17 protein-coding genes are annotated in these 20,283 nt (G+C 69.5%); 8 read left to right on the top strand and 9 right to left on the bottom strand.

The annotated features are described in order from the left end of the window. Positions 1-182 precede the first annotated feature (182 nt). Positions 183-2,561, bottom strand: a complete 2,379-nt coding sequence (locus WS46_RS30855) for an exo-beta-N-acetylmuramidase NamZ domain-containing protein (protein ID WP_156443205.1) — start codon at positions 2,559-2,561, stop codon at positions 183-185. A gap of 118 nt (positions 2,562-2,679) precedes the next feature. Next, positions 2,680-3,141: a carboxypeptidase regulatory-like domain-containing protein gene (locus tag WS46_RS30850; RefSeq protein WP_059542037.1), complete on the bottom strand. Its 462-nt coding sequence runs from the start codon at positions 3,139-3,141 to the stop codon at positions 2,680-2,682. Positions 3,142-3,610: 469 nt separating this feature from the next. On the opposite strand from WS46_RS30850, the gene WS46_RS30845 reads away from it, so the two are divergent. Further along, complete coding sequence (locus WS46_RS30845; protein ID WP_059693111.1) at positions 3,611-4,108, top strand: lecithin retinol acyltransferase family protein; 498 nt, start codon at positions 3,611-3,613, stop codon at positions 4,106-4,108. 44 nt (positions 4,109-4,152) lie between these two features. Here the strand turns inward: WS46_RS30845 and WS46_RS30840 are convergent, their stop codons facing one another. The 4 genes from WS46_RS30840 to WS46_RS30825 all read right to left on the bottom strand — a co-directional run bounded on the left by WS46_RS30840 (position 4,153) and on the right by WS46_RS30825 (position 7,494). Further along, positions 4,153-4,341, bottom strand: coding sequence for a hypothetical protein (locus WS46_RS30840; protein WP_059542041.1), 189 nt, complete (start codon positions 4,339-4,341; stop codon positions 4,153-4,155). 45 nt (positions 4,342-4,386) lie between these two features. Beyond that, positions 4,387-5,652: a putative glycoside hydrolase gene (locus WS46_RS30835; protein ID WP_059693109.1), complete on the bottom strand. Its 1,266-nt coding sequence runs from the start codon at positions 5,650-5,652 to the stop codon at positions 4,387-4,389. Then, positions 5,649-6,440 (bottom strand): polysaccharide deacetylase family protein, encoded by a 792-nt coding sequence (locus WS46_RS30830; RefSeq protein WP_059693107.1) that lies wholly within the window; start codon positions 6,438-6,440, stop codon positions 5,649-5,651. Before WS46_RS30830 ends, WS46_RS30835 begins: the two co-directional genes overlap by 4 nt. Positions 6,441-6,558: 118 nt before the next feature. After that, on the bottom strand, positions 6,559-7,494 hold the full coding sequence (locus WS46_RS30825) for a 1-phosphofructokinase family hexose kinase (protein WP_059693198.1): 936 nt from the start codon (positions 7,492-7,494) through the stop codon (positions 6,559-6,561). A 217-nt stretch (positions 7,495-7,711) separates the two neighbouring features. Here WS46_RS30825 and WS46_RS30820 point away from each other — a divergent pair, with 217 nt between their 5' ends. Continuing rightward, a complete protein-coding gene (locus WS46_RS30820) occupies positions 7,712-9,508 on the top strand; it encodes an adenosylcobalamin-dependent ribonucleoside-diphosphate reductase (protein WP_059693105.1) in 1,797 nt (598 codons plus the stop codon). A 67-nt stretch (positions 9,509-9,575) separates the two neighbouring features. Here WS46_RS30820 and ftsH read toward each other — a convergent pair whose 3' ends face one another. Genes ftsH through WS46_RS30805 form a run of 3 tightly spaced genes read right to left on the bottom strand, consistent with a single transcriptional unit; the run spans position 9,576 to position 12,712 of the window. After that, positions 9,576-11,483 (bottom strand): ATP-dependent zinc metalloprotease FtsH, encoded by a 1,908-nt coding sequence (gene ftsH, locus WS46_RS30815; protein ID WP_059693103.1) that lies wholly within the window; start codon positions 11,481-11,483, stop codon positions 9,576-9,578. Between the two features lie 32 nt (positions 11,484-11,515). After that, positions 11,516-12,025 carry a BCAM0308 family protein gene (locus tag WS46_RS30810; RefSeq protein ID WP_059542048.1) on the bottom strand — a complete coding sequence of 170 codons (510 nt, stop codon included), beginning with the start codon at positions 12,023-12,025 and terminating at the stop codon, positions 11,516-11,518. 39 nt (positions 12,026-12,064) lie between these two features. After that, complete coding sequence (locus tag WS46_RS30805) at positions 12,065-12,712, bottom strand: BON domain-containing protein (protein ID WP_059537371.1); 648 nt, start codon at positions 12,710-12,712, stop codon at positions 12,065-12,067. Between the two features lie 289 nt (positions 12,713-13,001). On the opposite strand from WS46_RS30805, the gene WS46_RS30795 reads away from it, so the two are divergent. The 6 genes from WS46_RS30795 to WS46_RS30770 all read left to right on the top strand — a co-directional run bounded on the left by WS46_RS30795 (position 13,002) and on the right by WS46_RS30770 (position 20,273). Beyond that, entirely contained in the window at positions 13,002-13,190 is a 189-nt protein-coding gene (locus WS46_RS30795) for a DUF2964 family protein (RefSeq protein ID WP_012464867.1), read from the top strand. 222 nt (positions 13,191-13,412) lie between these two features. Then, positions 13,413-14,906, top strand: a complete 1,494-nt coding sequence (locus tag WS46_RS30790; protein WP_059693101.1) for an efflux transporter outer membrane subunit — start codon at positions 13,413-13,415, stop codon at positions 14,904-14,906. Further along, positions 14,903-15,976: an HlyD family secretion protein gene (locus WS46_RS30785; RefSeq protein WP_059693100.1), complete on the top strand. Its 1,074-nt coding sequence runs from the start codon at positions 14,903-14,905 to the stop codon at positions 15,974-15,976. The genes WS46_RS30790 and WS46_RS30785 overlap by 4 nt, the downstream gene beginning before the upstream one ends. Continuing rightward, entirely contained in the window at positions 15,973-18,804 is a 2,832-nt protein-coding gene (gene rbbA, locus WS46_RS30780; RefSeq protein WP_059693098.1) for a ribosome-associated ATPase/putative transporter RbbA, read from the top strand. Before WS46_RS30785 ends, rbbA begins: the two co-directional genes overlap by 4 nt. A gap of 2 nt (positions 18,805-18,806) precedes the next feature. Further along, complete coding sequence (locus WS46_RS30775; protein WP_059536576.1) at positions 18,807-19,931, top strand: ABC transporter permease; 1,125 nt, start codon at positions 18,807-18,809, stop codon at positions 19,929-19,931. Positions 19,932-20,087: 156 nt separating this feature from the next. Continuing rightward, positions 20,088-20,273 carry a DUF2964 family protein gene (locus tag WS46_RS30770; RefSeq protein WP_059452459.1) on the top strand — a complete coding sequence of 62 codons (186 nt, stop codon included), beginning with the start codon at positions 20,088-20,090 and terminating at the stop codon, positions 20,271-20,273. Positions 20,274-20,283: the final 10 nt, after the last annotated feature.

Raw genomic sequence — 20,283 nt, 5'->3', positions numbered from 1 at the left:
GCGTGCGCCCGTCGGCAGTTGGGCAACGCGCGCGCTCGACCAGCGCGAGTTGCGAAGCGATGCCGCGTCGATCCGATATGCGATCGCCCATCGAATCGTCGAGACGGATCGACCGAGCCGTGTCGGCGAAGTCGCGGCTGATCTCGTATCGGCGTCACGCTTGCCGACGGCTTTGCATCCGCTCAGTACAGCAGAAATGCTGCTCTCTCTGGCGCGAACGCCGCCTCCTGCGCAACGACCACGCGCTCGATCTCGTCGATCGACCGCCCCGCCTCCAGCATGTCCGCCACCTCGCGCGAACCGACCGATGCTCGGATCGCATCGATCCGGAACTTCGCCGGATAACGCCGGTGCAGCGCCAGTGCGAGTGCCAGCCCGATCTCGCCCGGCCGTGCCGCGCCGGGCGGCCGGTCGATGCGCACCCCTTCGCACACCCTGCCGCGATACGGCCCCTCCGTGGGCACGAAGCGAACCGGCGAGAACGTCGCGTCCAGCCGCATCGCGCGAAGATCGTCCGCGAGGATGCGCGCGTCGATCCACGGCGCGCCGACCACGCCGAACGGTGTCGCGGTACCGCGCCCGACACTGATCGCCGCGCCCTCGATGAGCCCCGTCTCCGGGTACAGCGACAACGCGGCGCCGTCGCGCAGGTTCGGCGATGGCGGCACCCGGCCGAGCCCGGTATCGTCGAAGCGCATCGCGCGCACGTAGTTCGCCATCGGTACCACGGTCAGCGCCGCGCCGATATGCAGGCGGTCGTTGAACAGTCGCGCCAGTTCGCCGAGCGTCATGCCGGGCTGGAGCGGCAACGGGTAATAACCGGTGAACGTGGCCGGCCCGGCATCGGCCACGGGGCCGCCGGACACATCGCCGCCCAGCGGGTCCGGGCGGTCGAGCACGAGCACCGGGCGATGTGCGGCGGCGCCGGCCTCGAGCGCGTAGCCGAGGGTGGCCAGATACGTGAAGAAGCGTACGCCTGCGTCCTGCAGGTCGAACACCAGCACGTCGACATCGGCGAGCAGCGCGGGCGCGATCCGGCGGCGGTCGCCGTAGAGGCTGTGAACGACCACACCCGTCGCGGCGTCGACCGTGTCGCCGAACGTCTCGTCGATGTCGGTGCCGAGCCCGTGCTCGGGCGCGAACAGCGCGACGAGCCGCGCGCCCGGTGCCTGCGCGAGCAGGTCGACCGTGCGCCGGCCGAACCGGTCGAAGCCGCTGCGGTTCGTGACGAGCGCAATGCGCTTGCCCGCGACGGCCGCGAAGCCGCTCGCCGCGAGCACGTCGATGCCGGCCAGCACCGGCCCGCGCGATACCGGCAACCGGGCGGCTTGCGCGACGGCCGCCGCCATCGCGGGCACGCGCGTCGCAATCCGCGACGACGTCACGGCCGCGGCCTCGCTCGATACGATGCCGAGCACGAGCGAGCGCAGTGGCATCGCCGTGCCGGTTTCGTCGGGATACAGCCGGCTGGTGAGCACGATCGCGAAGCGGCGCGTTACCGGATCGATCCACAGTGCCGTGCCCGTGTAGCCGAGGTGTTGCAGCGCGCCGAGCGGCGGCAGCCGGTAGCGGTTCGCGACGAGCGGCGGCCCGACCGCCCAGCCGGGCGTGTGCAGGTCGCCTTCCGCGTCGAGCGTGGCCGGCGTCTCGAGCGCGGCGACGCTGCGGCGCGCCAGCACGCGCACCGGGCCGAGCGCGCCGCCGTTCAGCAGCATGCGCGCGAAGCGCGCCAGATCGTCCGCACTCGCGAACAGGCCCGCATTGCCGGCGACGCCGCCCATCGCGGCCGCGACGGGATCGTGGACGCGCCCGCGCAGCAGACGGCCATCGCGAACGGTGGTGGGCGCCACGCGCGCGAACAGCGACGCCGATGGCCGGAACGCGGTGCTCGCCATCCCGAGCGGCGCGAACACATGTGCGGCGCACCACGCGTCGAGCGGCCGGTGCGACACGCGCTCGACGATCTCGCCAAGCACCACGTAGTTGACGTCGCTGTAGCGCACCTGCGTGCCGGCCGGTGTGCCGGGGGGCATCGCGACGATGTCGGCCAGCACGGCGGCGCGGCTGCGCAGTGCGCGGGACGACGACACGCCGGCCGGCAGCCCCGACACATGCGCGAGCAACTGGCGGATCGTGATGCCGGCCTTGCCGTGCGCGCCGAACGCGGGCCAGTAGCGCGCGGCCGGCGCGTCGAGGCGCAGCATGCCGCGCTCCGCGAGCTGCATGATCGCGACCGCCGTCGCCACCGGCTTGGTCAGCGAAGCAAGATCGAAGACGGTATCGGCCGTCATCGCCTCGGCGTGCTCGCCCGTCACGCGCAGGCCGCGCGCGACGCGCACCCGCACGCCGTCCGCGTCGCCCGTCACGACCACGGCGCCGGCAAGATGGCCGTCGGCGATCTCGGCGGCGATCGCCTCGTCGATTGCGATGATCTGCTGCTGCGCCGCGGCCGTGTCGGATTCCGCGTGCGCACCGGCTGACGCAAGCGTGAACAGCAGCGCGCCGGTCAGCGCGGCAGCGCAGCGGGATCGTCGCGATCGAGCCTGTTTCACTGCGTTCATTTCTTCGTGCCGGCCGCATCGGCTAAGTCGAGCTACGTGCGGACGATCCGGGACCGGCCGACGCAGCGTCGCTTCTCCCGCCACGCCGGTCCTGAACGAGCGCGCGGCCAGCGGGCCGTTACTGCGGCGATGCGGAGCAATCGGCGCACAGACGTATCGCGCCGTGCCGGTCCGGGTCGTGCCAGTAGAAGCGCACATCGACCGCGCCGCGCGCCGGCACGACGACGTGCCTGACTTCCTGAATGGCCCTGTCGTGCGCGGACACGGTATATCGCCCCGGCGGCACGCGGGCAAACAGGAACGGGCCGTTCGTGTGCGCGTCGAGAATCGTCGACTTGCCGGACGACAGCGTGACATCGACATCGGACAGATACTGGCCCCGCTTCGATGCGAACGTGATCCGCAGGTTGTAGCGAGGCGCGACATCGCGAAATGCCGTGATCTCGTCCTGGCCGATTCCGCCGGTGATGTAAGTGACACCGTTGTGCACGACCGGCTCGGTCGACGGGTCAGCCAGCGCGTTCGCACCGATGTTCAGCAGGCAGGCTGCCAGCAGCATCTTCACGGTTCCGGTCCACATCTTCACTCTCCTGATTGAGCCCGCACGGCTGCGATGCCGCTCGTCCGGTCGCGGAACGGGCTGCGTGCGGCGACGTCGCGCATTCGCGTCGACGACGACGTCAGCGTCGCGCGGAACGTCGATTTCCCGTTGACTCAAGTCAAGTGCACGCCTGTCGAAGCCGAACGACGCCGGACGGGCCCCGCGAGACAGTCATCGCGCCCCATCTGCCCGAATCCCACGGCACGCCTGAAAACACGAGGAAAGCGGGATACGGGCGGCGCAATCGTCCGTGGCGGCTGTCAGCCGATATTGCACGGCCCGTCGGAAAATTCCGACACGGCGGCCCGACATCGGACAGCAAGCTCAGGCCACGCTGATTGTTCCGCGCGGCTCCACTGCCAATACTGGAGACGTGACAGGACGCAACGTGTTTCGCGGCCGGCGCACGGCCCTTCCGCCCCGCCGCCGCAGGATCGAGGAGCTGGCGATGATTGATCCGACCGCAGCGCACGCCGACGACGCCATGCTGGATGGCGAACCGCCGGTCGGTGCCCACCTCGTGACCCGCCGCCGCGGCTATCTGCATCACGGGATCTACATCGGCGACGGCAACGTGATTCACTACGCGGGATGGTCGCGCCATGCGAGCGGCGGTCCGGTCGAGGTCGTCACGCTGGACGGCTTCCGTGCCGGTTTCGGGCTCGCGGTCATTCGTCACGCGCGCACGCTGTACGATGGAACGGAAGCAGCGCGCCGCGCGGCATCGCGCCTTGGCGAATGCCAATACCGGCTGCTCACGAACAACTGCGAGCATTTCTGCCTGTGGTGCCTGTTCGGTGTGGCGAGGAGCGAGCAGGTCGCGTCGTGTCTGCGCAACCCGGTGCACGGCATCGCGGTCGCCATCATGCTGATGGCGTGCGTTCTGGCCGCGCGACTGCATCCGGCGATGACCGTGCACGAATGTCCGGCACGGTGGGTGGCCTAGTTTCTGCGGCGGCGCCTTCGTTCGGTCATTCGTCAACCTGACCGTCACCCGCGGCCACGAATAATGGCATGCGCACGCCCCCACCGTTTCGCCTGCGCAATCGCGATGCGGATCGCGCTGCCCTCGGTGCGCCCCTGACGCAGCAGCGCGTTGGCAATCTCGATCGCCTTGCCGCGAACCGGCGGCGGCAGATTCCGCATCGAAGGCGGATAACGCGCGTCATTCCACGGCATGATCGATCGGACGCCTACATGTTCTCGCCGGTCCGCACCTGCCGCTCAGCGCGGCAAATCGGCAGGATCGTAGCGATTGCGCGGGTTCCACAGCATCCAGCCGTCCGTGCCCGCCGCTTCGGCCGCGTCGACCTGTGCGCGGATCTCGTCGGCATCGAACGGCCGGTGGTCGAACGCATAGTCGCGAAACGCCTGGAGCCACGGCCGAAACCGGACCCCGTCCATTCCGGTCCGGCGCTTCGCCTCGGCCAGCGACCGCGAAACGATCTCGCCCGGATGCTCGGTCGGCTTCCGGCAACCGGGCAGGCCCCACGTGAAGCCGGACGGATACAGCATCGGCGACACGTAGTCGACGACCGGCCCGAGCGCGTCGAGCCGTTGTCCGATCGCGGTGTCGTCGGTGTTCCAGCAGACGTACCCGAAGATGTCGGCCGACATGTAGAGGTTGTACGGCCGCAGCCGTTCCCGCGCGCCGGTCAGGAATCCCGAGATTGCCGCGACCCGGTTCGCCTCGGTATTGGCCTCGGCGAACCGGAGGCCGTTGGCGTCGGGAAAACGCAGGTAGTCGAACTGGATTTCGTCGAAACCCATGCGGGCCGCCTCTTCGGCGACGTCGTAATTGTGTTGCCAGGCCGCGCGCGAGGTCGGGTCGATCCAGCGCTGATGCTCGCGGTCCTGCCAGATCTCGCCGGCTGCATCGCGCACGGCCCACTCGGGATGAGCGCGCGCCAGCGGGTCGTCCTTGAACACGACGATGCGGGCGATCAGGTAAAGACCGCGCGCGTGGAACGTCCGCAACAGCTCCGGCAGATCGGGCGGACGAACGATGGCGCCGGCGACATTGTTCGCGGCGCCGGAGATCTCACGCGCCAGGCTGCGATACGGCGTCACGCCGCTGTCGCCCTTCACGTCGATGACGAGCGCGTTGATCGCCGTCTTGTCCTGGAGGGACAGCGCCGCCTCGCGCAACGTGCGGTCCGCGACGCCGTAAGCGGACAGATAGACGGCTTTCGGCCGCACCGGCGTCATGCGGATCGTCTGTGCGCCGCCGGCGGGTGCCAGCGTGACTTCGGTTCGCGCGTAGCCCGGCGCACGCACGCTCAGGCGTGCCCCCGCCGCGTCGATCTCGAGTGAAAACGCGCCGTCGCGATCTGCGGTCCGGTTCACGCCCGACGCGTGGCCGATCGCGCCGGCAAGCGGGTGCCCGTTCGTCGCATCGACGACGGTGATCGTGACGGGCGCCGCCCGGGCGGCGAATCCGGCGAATCCGCCGAGCGACACGAGCAGACCGACGATCAGACGTGCAATCACGGCTTCCCCCCGGCGGTTCTCAACAATCCATTCATGCATCGTGTGTCGCAGGCGTCCGTCATCAGATAGCGCGGCAGCGCCATGGCCGGGTCGGTGACACGAACGGGGCGCGCGTCGAGCGTGAAGGCCGCCACGTAGCCCTCGCGAGCGGCCAGCTGATCGGTCTGCGCATCATGGACGCCGAACGGCCAGGCCAGCATCCGGACCGGCTGGCCGGTTTCGGACTCGAGCCGTTCGCGGGACCGGCGCAACTGGAACGACACGAAGCGCAGGTAGTCGTCCGGCGTGAGTCGGGCGCGTTCGGTGCGGAAATTCGGATGCCAGTACGTGTGGGACTCGATGTCGACGCCGCCGGACTGCCCGAGCGTACGCAACTGGTCCCATGTCATCGCATAGCTGGCGTTGGAGATGGCCGACGGATAGATGAACAGCGTGACCGGCATCGGATGGGCGGCCAGCAACGGGCGCAGCACGTCGTAGACGGAGCGATGACCGTCGTCGACGGTGATCGCGACCGCGCGCGCCGGCACGGCATCGGCCTGGCCGTCATGCCAGCGCACGACGTCGGCGAGCGGCACGATGCGGTAGCCGTTCGCCTCGATCGCCTGCAACTGGTGGCGGAACGTCTCGGTACGGACCGTCATCGAATCCAGTTGCGCGCTGGCAAACCGGTGGTAGACCAGGATCAGCACACGCTGCGATGGCGAATCGACGGTCGCGACGTCGGCGGACGAAGCCGGCAGCATACACGACAACAGGAGCAGGCAGGCGATCAGGCGAAAGGCCATGGCGGGTCTCGTGGAATGGCTGCCCCATTTTTCTCGATCGCGGCGCGAAAACCGCTGAGCCAGATCAACGATCGATCGTGCGTCGATGCGATCGTGCACACGTCACGCCGCGTGGTCGTCAGCTTGCCTGCGCAACCAGTTCCGCATGAATCCGCTCGACGTCCTCGCGCGTGCACAGCGCGGTCCCCGGGTGCTCGACCGACGCGGCCGATGCCGCCAGCGCATAGCGGCACGCTTCGTCGAACGGCACGCCGCGTGCCAGCGCCCAGACCATGCCGCCGACGAAACTGTCGCCGGCGCCGACCGTGCTGCATACCGCTGCCGGCCTGCCGGGCAGGCGCAGCGCGCCGTCGCGCGTGACGACCCATGCGCCGCGCGCGCCGAGCGTCAACGCGACGATGTCGGCTTGCCCTCGCGCGACGAGTTCGCTGGCCTTCCGGCATGCCGACGTGTCGTCGAGCGGTTCGCCGGCCAGCGCGCTCAGTTCGCCGAGACTGGGCTTCACGAGATGAACGCCGGCCTCGAGGGCCGCTTGCAGCGCCCTGCCCGCCGCATCGACGACCACCCGGCTGCCCCGTGCCCGGGCGGTCCGCGCGAGCGTCGCATACAGGTCGTCGGGCGCGCCGGGCGGCAGGCTGCCGCTCAGCACGAGGTAGCGCGGCGCCGGTTGCATGGCGTCGATGCGGGCGGCGCAGTCGCGCCACTCGGCCTCGGCGACCATCGGCCCCGGCATCAGGAACCGGTATTCGCGCCCGGTCGCGGTCTCGGTCACGCAGACGTTCTCGCGCGTCTCGCCGGCGATGCGGATGCGCACCGCCGGCAGGCGCTCGGCTTCGAGCAGCAGCGTCAGCACGTCGCCGGTCGGCCCGCCGGCCAGGTACAGCGCGACGCAGTCGCCGCCGAGGCGGTGAATGGTTCGGGCGACGTTGATCCCGCCGCCGCCGGGGTCGCGCCGCGGCCGTGCGCAGCGCAGCTTGTGCGTATCGACGATGTGCTCGACGGATGTCGAGACATCGACGGCCGGATTCAAGGTAACGGTAACGATATCGGTCATGGTGCGTGGTTCGCAGTCGATGGCCGGCGCGACGGACGCCGGCGCGGCGATTCGCGGCAACCGCCGCGCGCCGGCCGGTGGCTCCACCTTACGTTCGACGCCGGTCGCGGCGTTGACCGCCGTCAAGCGATGTCGCGAAGGGGCCCGGTTGCGCTCGATCAACGACACGTTCGGGCAGGCTCTTACAGTGAATCATTCATCGTTGCCGAGCCCCGCCATGGATGAGCAGCCGCTTTGCACCACCGTGTTCGCCGAACGCTATGCGCAACCCGGCGAAACGTCTCGCGCGGCCGTCTTCCATCGCGTCGCCCGTGCGCTGTCGCTCGCCGAGCCGGCCGAGCGCCGTGCACAGGTGGAGCGCGCGTTCTTCGTGAACCTGCAGCGTGGCGCGATCGGCGCGGGCCGCATCCTCGCGAATGCCGGCGCGGACAACGGCGGAACGATGGTCAACTGCTTCGTCCATCCGCTCGCGATTCCTGGCGACACCTCCGTGCAGGCCGTCGACACGGCGCTCGCGCAGGCGCTCGACGACGCACGGGTCACGCTGCTGATGGGCGGTGGAATCGGCTACGACTTCTCGCCGGTGCCACCCGCCGACGCGTACGAACGGCGCCTGTCATCCGGGCGCGGCGCCTGCGCGGCGATCGACCGCTTCGATGCGATGTGCCGGGCGCTGCCGTTCACCGGCCCGCGCCGGGGCGCGCAAATGGGCGTGCTGCGCTGCGATCATCCGGACCTCGTCGCATTCGTCGCGGCCAAGCGCGGACGCTCGCGCTGGCCGACGTTCAACCTGTCGGTCGGCGTCACGGACGCGTTCATGGAGGCGGTCCGGCACGACCTGCCGTGGGCGCTCGTCCATCATGCGCCGCCCGCCTCCGCTTCCGCCGCAACGCCCCGGCGGCCGGACGGACGTTACCTTTACGCGACGGTGCCGGCCCGCACGCTCTGGCACGAGATCGTCAATGCCGCGCGCGACAGCGCCGAACCCGGCCTGCTGTTCCTCGACACGATCCGCGACGCGAATCCGCTGCGCGAGCACGAGCGAATCGACGCGACGAACCCGTGCGGCGAACAGCCGCTGCCGCCGTTCGGCAGCTGCGTGCTCGGGCCGATCGACCTGTCGCGATTCGTTCTTTACCCGTTCGGCGTCGACGGGAAGCCGCGCTTCGATGTCGCGACGCTCGCCGACGCGGTGCGCATCCAGGTCCGCATGCTCGACAACGTGCTCGACCTGACCGCGTGGCCGCTCGCCGCGCACGAATATGAGGCGCGGCGGACACGGCGCATCGGGGTCGGCGTGACCGGGCTGGCCGACGCGCTGACGATGCTGCGGCTGCGCTACGACAGCGCGGAAGCACGCACGCTCGCACGCGGGATCGTGCTGACGATGCGCGAGCATGCGTTTGCCGCATCGGCCGCGCTTGCCGCCGAGCGCGGCGTGTTTCCGGCCTACGACCCGGCCGCCTATCTGACCGGCCCCGCGTCTCGCACGCTGTTGCCGCTGAAGGTGCATCACGCGATCGCGCGGCACGGGCTGCGCAACAGCCATCTGCTGTCGTTCGCGCCGGCCGGCAGCGTGAGCCTCGCGTTCTGCGACAACTGTTCGAACGGGATCGAGCCGGCCGTCGGCTGGACGCAGCGTCGCATGGTCCGCACCGCAGACGGGCAGGTCCGGCCGTTCCGTGCGGAGAATCACGCTTACCGGCTGTTCCGCGCGCTGCATGGCGAGACCGTCAAGCTGCCGGGCTATTTCGTCACGGCCGCGGAAATCGCGCCGGCGGATCATGTCGCGATGCTCGCGGCGCTGCAGCCGTGCGTCGACGCCGGCATCTCGAAGACCGTGACGATGCCCGGCCAGTGTTCGCTCGCGGAGGTCGACGCGTTGTTCTTCCAGGCGTGGCGCGACGGGCTCAAGGGCATCACGGTTTTTCGGCCGGATCCGCGGCTCGCGTCGGTCGTGACCGACGACGCGGCGCGCGCGCGGCGCGACGGCCCTGTCTGCATCGGCTGTTGAACGATGCGATGGCCGGCGGCAGGCGGCCGGCGCGATCGCGCCGGTCGTTGCTTCAGGCGTCGTTGCTTCAGGCGGAGACGCCCGTGGTCGTTTCCGAGTCGGCTTCCGCCGGCCGGGGCGTGTCGCCGGCATCGTCCGGCGGCGCGATGAGCGCCACCAGCATGTCGTGATCGATCGATTCGTGTTGCAGCAAGCTGCACGCGATCCGTTCAAGCGCATCGCGGTGCGCGCCGAGCGTCGCCGTGACCCGCGCATGCGCATCCTCGAGCAGCGCGCGCACCTCTTCGTCGATCAGTTGCGCCGTGTGCTCGCTGCAGTGACCGTCGCCCGGCGTCCATACGCCCGGCGCCCCGCCCTGGCGTGCGCCGTCGTCGAGCGTCGCGAGGCCGATCTTCTCGCTCATCCCGTACTGCATCACCATGTGGCGCGCCAGCGCGGTCGCGCGTTCGAGATCGTTCTGCGCGCCGGTCGACACGTCGCCGAACGCGATTTCCTCGGCCACCCGCCCGCCGAGCAACACGTCGAGCCGGTCGAGCAATTCGCTCCTGCGCAGCACGTAGCGATCCTCGGTCGGCACCTGCTGCGTGTAACCGAGCGCCGCGATTCCGCGCGGGATGATCGATACCTTCTTCACCGGGTCGCAGTGCGCGCGGCTTTGCGCGACGAGCGCATGCCCCGACTCGTGATACGCGATGGTCCGCTTTTCCTGTTCGTTCATCACGCGGCTCTTGCGCTCCATGCCGGTCATCGCGCGATCGATGGCTTCGTCGAAATCGGCCATCCCGATCGCGGGTTTGCCCAGTTCGGCCGCATGCAACGCGGCTTCGTTGACGACGTTCGCGAGATCGGCGCCGACGAAGCCCGGCGTGCGCTGCGCCAGCTCGGCCAGATCGACTTCCGGCGCGAGCTTCACGCGCTTCGTATGCACGGCCAGGATCTGCTTGCGTCCGGTCAGGTCCGGGCGGTCGATCGCGATGTGACGGTCGAAACGCCCGGGGCGCAGCAGCGCGGGATCCAGGATCTCCGGCCGGTTGGTCGCGGCCATGATGATGACGCCCGAATTGGCTTGAAAGCCGTCCATCTCGACGAGCAACTGGTTGAGCGTCTGCTCGCGCTCGTCGTTGCCCGACATCAGGCCGACGCCGCGCGCCTTGCCGAGCGCATCGAGTTCGTCGATGAACACGATGCACGGCGCGCTCTGCTGCGCCTGCTCGAAGAGATCGCGCACGCGCGCCGCGCCGACGCCGACGAACATCTCGACAAACGCCGAGCCGCTGATCGTGAAGAACGGCACCGCGGCCTCGCCGGCGACCGCACGGGCCAGCAGCGTCTTGCCGGTGCCGGGCGCACCGACGATCAGCACGCCCTTCGGGATCTTGCCGCCGAGCCGCTGGTAGCGTTCGGGGTTGCGCAGGAACGCGACGATCTGCTGCAACTCGGCCTTCGCCTCGTCGATGCCCGCGATATCGTCGAACGTGATGCCGGTTTCCTTCTGCATGTACACGCGGGCGCGGCTTTTGCCCATGCCGCTCAGGTCCCGCATCCCGCCCGGCCGTCGCATCATGAAACTCCAGATCACGACGAAGCCGATCAACGGGAAGATCCATGACGCGAGCGTCCCGATCCAGCCCGTATCCGTCGCGCCGCGGTAGCGAATTCCGGCGGCCGTCAGCGCGGCGACCAGGCCTTCGTCGCTCACCCGGTTCGTCGTGAAGCGCCATGGCGGGCCGATCTCCTTCACCTCGGCCGCGTCGGACGCGGGCAGCGCGGCGCCGGCCTGCGGCATGCGCAGCGTGCCCGAGATCGACGTTTGGCCGATCTCGAGATCGTCGACGAGCCGTGCGTCCACCAGGTGGTGAAAATCGCTGTAGGAAATCGACGTCGCCGCCGGCTGGCGCGCCAGCAGTTGAACCGCGACCAGCACGGCGAACGCGATCGGGATCAGCAACCCGGAGTAGTCGAATGATTTTTTCATGGGATCGAACCTGCCCGGCGGACCGCCGCCGCTCACGCGTCGTCGCGCTTCCAGTGCGCTCGCAGCACGTCCTCGCCGTCGCGATAGTTGATCGCGAGATCGCCGTGGTGCGCATGCAGCAACGCTTCGCCGAGGCGGCGGACCATATGCACGCCCGTCGTTCGAACGATCAGCGAATCGGCGGATTTCTCGATGTCCATGATGCGTTCGAGCGCGTGCTCGCTGGTTTCGAGATCGGCCTGACGCTCGAGCAGCTCGAGAATCGTCGAGCGGTGCGCGCGCAGATACTCGCCGCGCAACACCAGTTCGCCCGCCGGCACGTTTTCCCGCATGCGCTTGCAGGCCGGGCATTCGAGCTGGCGCCGGTCGAGCGCGGTCGCGGACCAGGTCCAGCGGCCCGCTTCGCAGACCGCGCCGCAGCCTTCGCAGATGCGGTCGCCCGTCGGCCGCTTCGGATCACGGTAACTGTCTTTCGTATGCGGCTGCATGCGCTTGTCGCGGCGCAGATGGTTTCGGCCGGGGCCGGTATGCGGACGGTTCATCGCTGTTTCTCCTGATAGTAGACAGCACGTGCAAGCCGGTCAGGCAACGGTCAGCCGGTCGACGACCTGCCTGACGCCCCTCACCGACCCCGCCGCGCCGCATGCGGCGCGCCGTTCGGCCAGCGACGCGACCGTGCCCGTCAGCGTGACGATGCCGTCGGTGGCGTCGATCGAGATTCCCGCGGTTTCGCGCTGCGCGCGGCGCGCAAGCGCCTCGGCGATCCGCGCGCCGACGTCCGGCACCGTATGGTCGGCGCGCACCCGGATGCGGTTCGCCACGCCGACGACGCCGATCATCCGGCTCACCATCGCTTCCGCCGCGCGGCTCTGATACGCATGATCGACTTCGCCGTCGAGCGTCACGCAGCCGTGATCGACCTCGACGCCGATCTTGTGATCGCGCAACGCCTCCTGCCAGCCGAGCGCGAACGTGATCGCGATCGCCAGTTCCTGGTCCGCGCACGCGTTCTCCGGCGGCGCGACATTCAGTTCGAGCACCAGCGCGCGCGCATCGGCGACGTGCAGCGCCGTTTTCTGCGCCTCGAGCTTCTGGGCCCAGCTGTCGACCGTGCCGCGCAATGTCACGATCCGGTCGCGCACCTCGACGTCGATCCGGCGCGCATCGATCGCCGGATTCCAGAACAACGCCTGCTCGACATCCTGCTTGAGTACTGCATCGGACTTCATGTCGGTCTCCCGTCGGCCCGTGCCGGCCGCAAAGCTGGCGAGCGATGCGTGCGGCACCCTGTTCAGCATCGCGCACGGCCGCGCCGGCGGCTTGACGAGGATCAATCAAAGGCGGGCCGACGGCGGCGGCCGACGGGTCGGCGACGGCCGATTTTGTCCGTTGACGCAGATCAACCGCGCGACCACGCGTGACGCGATCATGAATCGGCAGACGTCGTGAAAGCCGCGGCAACCGGGACGTTTCGCATTCGTACGACCGTCGACGTCCACCGCTTTCCGGGAGACCGTCATGATTCACAAGCAGTACCGCATCGTGCTCGCGACGCTCAGCGTGTTCATCGCGATTGCGTCGCTGGTCGGCATCGTTCACGGGATGCTGTTCGACGAGGAGGTGTTCAGGTACTCGATCGTCACGCTGATCTCCAGCATCCTCGCGTTCGTCGTGCTGCTCAATCCCGGGCCGGGCGACCGGCCGTGACGGGCCCCGCGCGGTTCGGTCCGGCACGCCGTCACGAAGCCGGCCGAGGCACGCCGCGACACGCGCGTCAAGCGAGGGGCCGCTCGAAACGCATTCCCGCCCGAGTGACACAGATCAAGGGGAAACCCTGTAATCGTCGGATATAAGTGAATCCGAAGCGGCGACGCCTGGCGGGCGGCGCCATCCCGTATTCCCGCATTTCCGTATTCGACGAGGCATCCCATGCGTGCTGCCGCGCGTCCCGTTCGCTTTCATCCTGCCGTCGTGCGGCGCATGCGTGCCGTCGCGCTCGCGGCGGGCATGGTGCTGCTGTCGGGCTGCCTGTCGCTTGCGCCGCCGGACGAGCGTCCCGCCGCACCGATTCCCGCATCCTTTCCGGATCCTTCCGCCGACTCGACACCGGCGGCGCCCGTGCCCGAGTGGCAGGCCTACTTCGTCGACGCACGCCTGCGCGCGTTGATCGGGCAGGCGCTCGCCAACAATCGGGATCTGCGCGCGGCGGTGGCACGCGTCGAGCAGGCGCGCGCGGTCTACGGCATCCGCAGCGCGGATCAATGGCCGACGATCGGTGCGGGCGCGGCTTATGCGCGGTTTCGCACGCCGGGCGGCTTCCTCACTCCGACGCCCGTCATCGGCCAGATTTACGAAGTCCAGCTGGCCGAGACGCAATGGGAGATCGATTTCTGGGGCCGCGTGCGAAACCTGAAAGCGGCGGCGCTCCAGCGCTACCTCGCGAGCGACGCGGCCCGGCAGGCGGTGACGTTGAGTGTCGTCACCGGCGTAGCCGATGCCTATCTGACCCTGTGCGAGATCGACGAACGCATCGCGCTGACCCGCGCGACGATCGACACACGCCGCGAATCGCTGCGGATTTTCCGGCTTCGTCACGCGGCCGGTGCGATCTCGCGCCTCGACCTGACGCAATCGGAAATCCTGCTGCAGCAGGCGGAGTCGCTCGGCGTCCAGTTGCAGCAGGCCCGCGCGACGGCGGCCGATGCGTTGGCGTTGCTCGTCGGTGCGCCGCCGGCGCTGGCCGCCACGCCGCTCGCACTCGACGACGGCGCGGTGCTGCCGTCGCTCGCGCCCGGCCTGCCGTCGTCGCTGCTGACCCGGCGTCCGGACGTGATCGCGGCGGAGCACGAACTGCAGGCGACCCGCGCGAACATCGGCGCGGCGCGCGCGGCATTCTTTCCGCGCATCGCATTGACGAGCGCGATCGGCTCGGGCAGCACCGCGCTGCATGACCTGCTGTCGTCCGGCACGGGCGTGTGGTCGGTGATTCCCAACGTCACGCTGCCGCTCGTCGATGGTGGCCGCAACCGGTCGAATCTCGCGCTCTCGCACGCGCAACGCGACGAGGCGCTCGCGCAGTACGAGAAGACGCTGCAACGCGCGTTCCGCGACGTGTCCGATGCGCTCGCGGCGCGCCACTGGCTCGCCGACCAGGTCGCCATCGAGCGCGCCACGCTGGCGTCGCAGGCGGAGCGGGCACGCCTCGCGAAGCTGCGCTACGACAGCGGGGCCACCCGCTTCCTCGAAGTGCTCGATGCGCAACGGGACCTGATGAACGCCGAACAGCAATGGGTCATGACGCGTCGTGCGCTGCTGTCGAGCCGCGTCGCGCTGTACGGCGCGCTCGGCGGCGGCGTGATCGACACCGGCAAGACTGCCGCCGCAACGGCTCCCCTTTCGACAGACTCGGACAACACACCATGAAAACCATCCCGCGCCCTCTTCTGATCGGTGCCGGTGCGGCCGTGCTCGCGATCGGCCTCGCGTACTACGGGTGGACGCGCTGGCGCGACGGCCAGACGGATGCGGGGCTCGTCAGCGGCAATGGCCGCATCGAGGCGACCGAAATCGACGTCGCGACCAAGCTGCCGGGGCGCGTGACCGCCATGCTCGTCGACGAAGGCGACTTCGTGACGGCCGGCCAGCCGCTCGCACGCATGGACGTCGTCGTCCTGCAGGCGCAGCTCGACGAAGCACAGGCGCGTGAGCAACAGGCGGTGAACACAGCGGCGAGCATCGACGCGCAGGTCGCGCAGCGCCGCAGCGACAAGGCCGCGGCCGCGGCCGTCGTCGTGCAACGGGAAAGCGAGCTGGACGCCGCCACGCGGCGGCTCGCGCGGTCCGAAACGCTGTCGCGCGACGGTGCGTCGTCGATGCAGGAGCTGGACGACGATCGCGCGCGCGCCGGCAGCCTGCGCGCGACCGTGAACGCCGCGCGCGCCCAGGTGGAAGCGGCCCAGGCCGCCGTCGACGCAACGCGGGCCCAGCTCGTCGCGGCGCGCTCGGCCGTGACGGCCGCGCAGGCGACCGTGGCGCGCGTGCGGGCCGACATCTCGGACAGCGAACTGACGTCGCCGCGCGACGGGCGCGTCCAGTACCGGATTGCCGAGTCGGGCGAAGTCCTGCCGGCGGGCGGCAAGGTGCTCAACGTCGTCGACCTGTCCGACGTCTACATGACGTTCTTCCTGCCCGAAGCGGTCGTCGGCCGGGTCCCGCTCGGCGCCGACGTGCGGATCGTGCTCGATGCGGCGCCGGAATACGTGATTCCGGCGCGCGTGTCCTATGTGTCGAGCACCGCGCAGTTCACGCCGAAGACGGTCGAGACGGCCACCGAGCGGCAGAAGCTGATGTTCCGGGTCAAGGCGCGCATCGATCGCGATCTGCTGCAGCGCCACCTGAAACTCGTGAAGACCGGCTTGCCGGGCGTCGCGTGGCTGAAGACCGACCCGCACGCGGGCTGGCCGGATCGCCTCGCGATCAGGGTGCCGCAATGAATGCGACGACGCCCGTCGAAACCGATGCCGGATCGATCGACGGTTCGCCGGTGTCGGGCGATCCGCGCATGGTCGCCCGGCTGTCGGGCGTCTCGCTGCGCTACGGCGACAAGTACGCGCTCGACGACGTGACCCTCGACATCCCCGCCGGCCGCATGATCGGGCTGATCGGGCCGGACGGCGTCGGCAAGTCGAGCCTGCTCGCGCTCGTGTCCGGCGCGCGCGCGATCCAGCAGGGCCGCGTATGGACGCTCGACGGCGACCTGTCGTCGCGCCGCCATCGCGCGCGCGTATGCCGGCGCATCGCCTACATGCCGCAAGGCCTCGGCCGGAACCTGTACGCGACGCTGTCGGTCGAGGAAAACCTGCAGTTCTTCGCGAGACTGTTCGGCCACGATGCCGCGGAGCGCCGCCGCCGGATCGACGCGCTGACGCGCAGCACCGGCCTGCAGCCGTTCCTGGATCGCCCGGCCGGCAAGCTGTCCGGCGGCATGAAGCAGAAGCTCGGCCTGTGCTGCGCGCTGATCCACGACCCCGACCTGCTGATCCTGGACGAACCGACGACCGGCGTCGATCCGCTGTCGCGCGCGCAGTTCTGGGAGCTGATCGGACGCATTCGCGCCGCGCGCCCGGCGATGAGCGTGCTGGTCGCCACCGCGTACATGGACGAGGCCCGCCGATTCGACCGCCTGATCGCGATGGACGCGGGCCGCGTGCTGGCAACCGGCAGCCCCGACGAGCTGCTCGAACGCACCGGCTGCGACACGCTGGAAGCCGCGTTCATCGCGTTGCTGCCGGAGGCTCGCCGGCGCGGGCACCAGCCGGTCGCGATCGCGCCGTTTCAGCCCGACCAGGCGGCCGGCTACGCGATCGAGGCCAACGCGCTGACGATGCGGTTCGGCGATTTCGTCGCGGTCGACCATGTGAGCCTGCAGATCCGCCGCGGCGAAATCTTCGGCTTTCTCGGCTCGAACGGCTGCGGCAAGTCGACGACCATGAAGATGCTCACCGGCCTGCTGCCCGCGTCGGAAGGCTCGGCGACGCTGTTCGGCCGGCCGATCGCCGCGAACGACATCGACACACGCAGACGCGTCGGCTACATGTCGCAAGGGTTTTCGCTCTACGGCGAACTGACCGTCCGGCAGAACCTCGTGCTGCACGCGCGCCTGTTCGGCGTACCGGAACCGGACGTGCCCGCCCGCGTGACCGAAATGGTCGCGCGCTTCGGGCTCGCGGACGCCCTCGACGCGCTGCCCGAGCGCCTGCCGCTCGGGATGCGGCAGCGGCTGTCCCTCGCGGTGGCGATGGTGCACAAGCCCGAGCTGCTGATCCTGGACGAGCCGACCTCGGGCGTGGACCCGGTCGCGCGCGACGACTTCTGGCGGCTGATGATCGAGCTCGCGCGCAACGATCGCGTCACCATCTTCATTTCGACGCACTTCATGAACGAGGCCGCGCGGTGCGACCGCATCTCGCTGATGCATGCGGGCCGCGTGCTCGCGAGCGCCGCGCCCGAGGAACTGGTGCGCCTGCGCGGTGCGGCCACGCTCGAGGACGCGTTCATCGGCTACCTGACCGACGCGCAGAAAGCGGACGACGCGGGCGGCACGGACGGCACGGACGGCGCGACGGCCGATGCGCCGTCCGACGCCGGCTGGCTCGCCGCGCCGCCCGCCGCGGCCGGCGCCGGCCATGCGGCCGCATGGTTCAGCCCGGCGCGCGCCGGCAGCTATCTGTGGCGCGAGGTGCTGGAACTGCGACGCGACCCGTTGCGCGCGACGCTGGCGCTGTTCGGCTCGCTCGTGCTGATGTGCGTGATCAGCATCGGCATCAGTCTCGACGTCGACAACCTGACGTTCGCGGTGCTCGATCGCGATCAGTCGATCCTGAGCCAGGACTATGCGCAGAATCTCGCCGGTTCCCGCTACTTCGTGCCGCGCGCGCCGCTCGCGGACGACCGCGACATCGAGCGCCGCATGCGCAACGGCCAGCTGTCGCTCGCGCTCGAGATCCCGCCCGGCTTCGCGCGCGACGTGGCGCGCGGCCGGCGCGTGGAGATCGGCGCATGGGTCGACGGCGCGATGCCGATGCGCGCGGAGACGATCCGCGGCTACGTGGCCGGCATGCACGAAAACTGGCTGCGCGACCAGGCGAAGCGCCGGCTCGGCGTGTCGCTCGTCCCGGCCGTGGACATCGCGATCCGCTATCGCTACAACCCCGACGTCAAGAGCCTGCCGGCGATGATTCCGGCGATCATGCCGATGCTGCTGCTGATGCTGCCCGCGATGCTGACGGCGCTCGCCGTCGTGCGGGAACGCGAGCTCGGGTCGATCGTCAACCTGTACGTGACGCCCGTCACGCGGGCCGAATTCCTGCTCGGCAAGCAGGCGCCATACGTCATGCTGGCGATGCTGAACTTCCTGCTGATGGTCGTGCTGGCCGACGTCGTGTTCGGCGTGCGGATCAAGGGCAGTTTCGCGACGCTGGCGGCCGCGGTGCTGATATTCAACGTCGTGGCCACCGGCATCGGGCTGTTTGCGTCGACGTTTACCCGCAGCCAGATCGCCGCGATCTTCATGACGATCGTCGGCACGCTGATTCCCGTCGTGCAGTTCTCGGGCCTGCTCACGCCGCTGTCGTCGCTCGAGGGCAGCGGGAAATGGGTCGGCACCGTCTATCCGGCCACCTACATGCTCGCGATCAGCCGCGGCGTCTACAACAAGGCGCTCGGGCTGGCCGACCTGTCGTCGCAGTTCTGGCCGATGCTCGCGGCCGTGCCGGTCATCCTGGTCATGACCGGCGTGCTGCTGCGCAAGCAGGAGCGCTGACCATGTCGCGCCTGCTCGTCATTTTCCGGCTCGGGGTCAAGGAACTGTGGAGCCTCGCTCGCGACCCGATCCTGCTCGCGCTCATCGTCTATACGTTCAGCGCGTCGATCTACGTCGCCGCCACCGCCCGCCCGGAAACACTGCACAAGGTGCCGATCGCGATCGTCGACGAGGATGCGTCGCCGCTGTCGGCGCGCATCGCGGCGGCGTTCTTCCCGCCGCAGTTCGCGCCGCCGCCGATCGTCGACGCCGGCGCGGCCGATCGCGGGCTGGACGACGGCGACTACACGTTCTCGCTCGATATTCCGCCCGACTTCCAGCGCGACGTGCTCGCCGGCCGCCACGCGACGGTCCAGCTCAACGTCGACGCGACCCGCATGACGCAGGCGTTCACCGGCGGCGGTTACATCCAGCAGATCGTGGCGGGCGAGATCGACGCCTTCGTGCGGCGTCATCGCGGCACGTCCTTGCCGCCCGTCGATCTCGCGATGCGGATGCGCTTCAACCCGAATCTCGACGAAGTGTGGTTCGGCGCGCTGATGGAGCTGATCAACAACGTGACGATGCTGTCGATGATCCTCACCGGGGCCGCGCTGATTCGCGAGCGCGAGCACGGCACGATCGAGCATCTGCTCGTCATGCCGGTGACCGCCGCGGAAATCATGCTCGCGAAGGTCTGGTCGATGGGGCTCGTCGTCGCGGCGGCGGCCGTCGCGTCGCTGACGTTCGTCGTGGGCGGCGCGCTGCACGTGCCGATTCCGGGGTCCGTGCCGCTGTTCGTGGCAGGCATGGCGTTGCACCTGTTCGCGACGACGTCGATGGGGATCTTTCTCGCGACGCTCGTGCGCAGCATGCCGCAGTTCGGCATGCTGCTCGTCCTCGTGCTGCTGCCGCTGCAACTGCTGTCGGGTGGACTGACGCCGCGCGAAAGCATGCCGCCCGTCGTGCAGGACATCATGCTGGCCGCGCCGACCACCCATTTCGTCGAACTCGCGCAGCGCATCCTGTATCGCGGCGCCGGGCTCGACGCGGTGTGGGCCCAGTTCGCCGCGCTGTTCGCGATCGGCTGCGTGCTGTTCCTGCTGTCGCTGACGCGATTCCGCAAGACGATTGGTCAGATGACTTGATCAGCGCGTCGCGCCCGTGACGCCGGGATTTGTCCGTTGATACAGATCAATCGTGCCGGAGCGCGGCACGCGATCATGGCGCCATGTCTTGCGCAACCAGCGGCAGCGACGTCGACGGCAACGCCGTCCACGGCGGCCGCTTCCCGGGAGAACGTCATGATGGGTCTGCCATACCGAAGCGCGCTCGCGACGCTCTGCGTGTTCGTCGCGCTCGCCTCGCTGCTGGGCGTCGTGCACGCGATGCTGATCGACGCGCCGGTCGTTCCGTACGCGATCATCGCGCTGGTTTCAGGCATCGTCGCGTTCGTCGCGCAACTGGATCCGGCGGCCTCTCGGCAATAGCGGCACGGAC

Source organism: Burkholderia sp. RF4-BP95 (assembly GCF_001521985.1).
GTDB lineage: Bacteria > Pseudomonadota > Gammaproteobacteria > Burkholderiales > Burkholderiaceae > Burkholderia > Burkholderia diffusa.
This window is presented reverse-complemented; position numbering and strand designations above follow the sequence as displayed.